A 1,599-nucleotide genomic window follows, 5' to 3' on the forward strand; every position below is an offset into this window, starting at 1 on the left:
TCAAACTTCCCACACCCAAAAGGTGTGATGCACCTTGAAAACTCTATACATTAGACAAATAAAAAGGCATAGGTCACTTTCAAATAAGGTATAATGAATTTACCACAAAACATTTACCAAGAAAGGACTTACGCCATATGCATATCTTACCACAAGGACAGCACTCAGAGGAAGAAATTAATTGCTCAGTTTCGGATTTTATTTCAACCTTTAAGGTAGGTAACTTACTCCGTAAATGCAATGCCGAAAAGCAAAAGGGAATCCCTGTAATAAATATCTTTCGGTATAAGCTTGTAAATGTTTTTTCAAGAAGCAGCATGTACATGCAGATGAAGACCAACCACTTCTCAGGGTCTTTTTCAAAAAATACTTTTTATAGGTTTTTGAATGATCCGAGATTTAACTGGCTTCGTTTTACAACCTTACTTGCATTAGCGGTTATAAAGAATTTCTTTGACCCGCTTACAAGCGATGATCGTGCAGATGTATTTATCATAGACGATTCTCTTTACGAGAGAGCCGGTTATAAGTGCACGCAAATGGCTTCCAAAGTATTTGATCATGTATCCATGAAATACAAAAAGGGATTTCGTCTTCTGACTCTCAGTTGGTCTGACGGCAATTCCTTTGTCCCTATAAACTTCAGTCTTTTGGCTTCTTCAAACGAAACCAATCAGCTCGGAGATTTTACCAAAGTTGATAATCGTTCTCTTGCCGGTAGACGGAGAAAAATGGCTGTCACAAAGGCCCCAGATGTTTTACTGGAACTGCTTAACTATGCCGTTAATGCCGGACACAGTGCCAAGTATGTACTATTTGATAGTTGGTTCTCAAATCCTAATACCATTTTAAAAATCAAAGAGATGAATCTTAATACTATAGCTATGGTCAAGATCAGCTCCAAGATCACCTATGAGTATGAAGGCAGTCGACTTAACATCAAACAGATATATTCAAGAAACAGGAAACGTCGTGGGCGTTCTAGATACCTTCTTTCTGTAGATGTAAAAGTAGGTAAGGGAACCAAGGATGAACCATCAATTCCTGCCAAGATCGTTTGTGTTCGTAACCGATCCAATAAAAAGGATTGGCTTGCAATCATATGCACAGATATGTCCTTATCCGAAAATGAAATCATCCGTATTTATGGCAAAAGATGGAACATTGAAGTTTTTTTCAAAACATGTAAATCATTGCTCCAACTCAGAACCGAATGCCATAGTCTTTCATACGATGCACTTACTGCTCATGTGTCCATCGTATTTGCCAGATACATGTATCTTTCTGTATATCAAAGAAAAGATCAGGACGAACGTACGATAGGAGAAATCTTCTATGTACTGTTACAGGAAATGGAAGACATTACATTCCAACATTCTCTTTTCATACTCGTAGAGGCTATGACTGCAAGTATAAAGAACATACTTCATATCACAGACGAACAGGTTGAAGAAATCTATAAGGATTTCTTTTTCAGATTGCCTGAATATATGCAGGATGCTCTGACAAGTGATTACAAAGTGGCGTAATTGTATTTTTATAGTCTAGAATATAGAGTTTTCAAGGTACGATGCCCACTATTTATGTGGGAAGTTTAAG

The 1,599-nt window shown here is 37.3% G+C and carries 1 protein-coding gene; it reads left to right on the top strand.

The window, feature by feature from the left end; translation table 11 throughout:
- The first annotated feature begins 137 nt into the window (after window positions 1-137).
- Window positions 138-1,529: an IS4 family transposase gene (locus T515_RS16145; RefSeq protein WP_036613629.1), complete on the top strand. Its 1,392-nt coding sequence runs from the start codon at window positions 138-140 to the stop codon at window positions 1,527-1,529.
- Window positions 1,530-1,599 lie beyond the last annotated feature (70 nt).

It is taken from the genome of Oribacterium sp. P6A1 (assembly GCF_000702885.1).
GTDB lineage: Bacteria > Bacillota > Clostridia > Lachnospirales > Lachnospiraceae > Oribacterium.

Excerpts from the sequence above, each read along its gene's own strand:
- T515_RS16145 (WP_036613629.1), top strand. The coding sequence starts at position 138 with ATGCATATCTTACCACAAGGACAGCACTCAGAGGAAGAAATTAATTGC.